2 protein-coding genes are annotated in these 2962 nt (G+C 47.5%); one reads left to right on the top strand and one right to left on the bottom strand.

The window, feature by feature from the left end; translation table 11 throughout:
* Positions 1 to 136 precede the first annotated feature (136 nt).
* Positions 137 to 1846: an AMP-binding protein gene (locus KDK17_RS03060; RefSeq protein WP_257287315.1), complete on the bottom strand. Its 1710-nt coding sequence runs from the start codon at positions 1844 to 1846 to the stop codon at positions 137 to 139.
* A gap of 557 nt (positions 1847 to 2403) precedes the next feature.
* Here KDK17_RS03060 and KDK17_RS03065 point away from each other — a divergent pair.
* On the top strand, positions 2404 to 2962 hold a 559-nt coding region (locus tag KDK17_RS03065; protein ID WP_257287316.1), incomplete at its 3' end, for an FHA domain-containing protein.

Genomic DNA, 2962 nt, shown 5'->3' on the forward strand with positions numbered 1-2962 from the left:
ACCAATTTATTGCAACCGCAGTAGGACAGCCTTAAGTCCGACAGGCTGCTAGTGAGTTTGACATATACAGAGCACTTTCAGTACATTCACAAGAAAACCGGCGCAAAGCCGGTTTTCTTGTGAAACAGCACCAATGTCAGGAAGTCTTTTCCAATTCTTCCTTACGCAGATCTTTCCTCAGAATTTTACCAACCGGAGTCATGGGTAGCTCCGGACGAAACTCAATATCCTTGGGCACTTTGTAAGCAGTCAGATGATCCCTGCAGAAAGCCACTACCTCTTCTTCCTTCAATCCGTCGTCTGAAGGCACCACAAACAACTTGATTCTCTCTCCAGTGACATCATCAGGAATGCCGATGGCTGCACAATTCTCAACCCGCTCAAAGCTAGCCACTATGTCTTCAATCTCATTGGGGTAAACATTAAAGCCGGAAACCAAAATCATATCCTTGATCCTGTCGACGATTTCAACAAAGCCGTCCTCTTTTATGACGGCCACGTCGCCAGTTCTCAGCCAACCATCCTCAGACAACACCTCGGCAGTAGCTTCAGATCTTTTCCAATACCCCTTCATAACTTGAGGCCCACGCACACAGAGCTCTCCTCTCTCTCCAACAGCTTGAGCTTCTCCCTCTTCATTGATCACTTTCAGTTCAGTACTGGACACCGGAAGTCCAGCAGTGCCTAGCTGAGCAATGTCCCCAAAAGGATTCATGCAAACCGCTGGAGAGCACTCCGTCAAACCATAAGCTTCCGAGACGTGACATCCGGTGAATTTTTGCCAGCGAACTCCGGTTTCTCTCTGCAAAGCCGTACCACCGGAGAGGGTGAGTTTCAGCTTACTGAAGTCGCACTCCCTGAAATCCGGGTGGTTCAACAGACTAACAAAGAGCGTATTCAAGCCAATGAAGCCACTAAACTGCCAGGGCTTGATGAATTTTATAAAAGTCTTGGTATCCCTGGGATTGGCAATCAGGATATTCTGATTCCCCATGTACGGCATGCAGAGTAGATGAACGGTAAAAGCATAAATGTGATAAAGAGGCAGAGGTGCCACGATAATTTCATTACCAACCTGCTGCACCGGCTGACCACTTTCATCCAACTGTGACAGAGCTGACGCAGCCTGAAGCATATTGGCAATCAGGTTTCGTTGAGTCAGTACCGCTCCTTTCGCGACCCCTGTTGTGCCCCCTGTATATTGGAAAACAGCAGGATCTTGAGCTGAAGGAGGATTCTCAAGAGGTTTAGCCTGACAGGCTTCACCTTTAGCCAGCGCATCCCTGAAAGGTACAGCCTTTGGCAGATTAAAAGGCTCCACCATCTTCTTGACATGTTTTGCAGCAAAATTAATCAGGGTGCGCTTGGCAAATGGCAGCATATCGGCCACCCGGGTTACAATCAGGTGCTCAATGCCCGTTTTTTCCACAACCTCTTCAACCAGATGACCAAAGTTGTCCATGAATACCAGGGCCTTAGCACCAGAATCGTTGAACTGGTGCAACATTTCCCGATCGGTATACAGGGGGTTGGTATTAACAATGGTTAGACCAGCCCTGATCGCCCCGTATACCACAATCGGGTATTGAAGCAGATTGGGCATCTGGATGGCAATTCGGTCGCCAGGCTTCAGGGAGGTGTGCTCACGCAGGTAGTTGGCGAATTGCAGACTGTAGCGGTCTATATCACCGTACGTCAGAGTATACCCAATACCCGTAAATGCCGGCCGGGAGGCATTTTTTTCGAGAAGTTCCTCTACTATCGCCAAAAGATTGGGATAGCGATCGGGATCAATGGTTTCAGCAACGCCTGCCGGACGCTTGTCGTTCCAGAAAGATGCTTCCATAAGTACCTGCTCTCTTCTTGTTATTCATGCGACGATGAATGGCGCACCTCTGTTTCTGTTCGCCAGATGCCGCATACATCATTATTTCTATAAGAGTGCCCGCTCTGTTTGGGTCTGTCAGACTTCTGTCGTAAAACATCGATCATTTGCCCATCAGCTCTTCGCTCTTACAGCCGCTCAGGTGCACCTTCATGTGCGTCAGGGTAAACCCTCTAAAAATGCACCAATACACACGTAGCCTAAGAGGCAATGCGCTATCACCCTGGGAAGTTTTACCAGCTAATCAGTGATAGATACTAACCTTATCAGCACTTTGCCCGAAGATGTAGATCAAAGAAACAACTCTGGTAAAGATAAGTAGTTTCACTTAACCTAAGACTTAAACCACCTGAAAATCGAAGTTTCTAAAATCTTTATCAGGGAAAAGATAGCCCAAAAAGGCCATTTCACTTTTTTAATTCAAGACCGATGAAATGAGATAGGCTCTGGGAACGCGTAAAACAGCCATGAGCACATGGAGAGCCATGAGCTAAGGAAAGCATTTCGGGTAGACGGCCATGATCGAGTTTTACCTCAAAATACTCTCTGGCAATCACCAGGGGGCTGAAATTCCGCTGGAACCCGGCAGCCACTCTTTGGGCAAGAGTGATCAATCTGATCTGGTTTTGACCGATGAATCACTCAGTGACCATGAACTGATTATAAACATCAGCCCACAGGGTCAAATAAACATAGCCAGCCAGTCTGAAGGCAGCTTGCTGTACTGCAATGGTCTACCCCGGGGTTCAGAGCTAAATGCTAATCATTTTGACATCATAACCTCCAGTCAACTGTTTTTTTCTCTGGGCCCTGTGGACGCCGACTGGCCTGATCAGCCCCTACCAAAGCTTCAGAGACCTGAACCAGAGCCAGAAGAAGATCAGAATATAGTCGATGAAGATGAGGACTTCCCTAATGCTCCTGACATCCTGATGAACGATGAGGATGATGAGATTGATAGTAATGATCTCAGCAGCCTGAACGACGACCTGGATGACATTAATAACTCCCTGACAGATGACGCAGATGGAGAGGAAGACGACTCAGAGGAGTATGAAAATCCTCTGAAGAATATTG

The sequence above is a fragment of the Endozoicomonas sp. SESOKO2 genome (genome assembly GCF_024606245.1).
Taxonomy (GTDB): Bacteria; Pseudomonadota; Gammaproteobacteria; order Pseudomonadales; family Endozoicomonadaceae; genus Endozoicomonas_A.

What these genes read in the sequence shown, in the direction of transcription:
- KDK17_RS03060 (WP_257287315.1), bottom strand. Translation starts at nt 1,846, where the DNA reads ATGGAAGCATCTTTCTGGAACGACAAGCGTCCGGCAGGCGTTGCTGAA.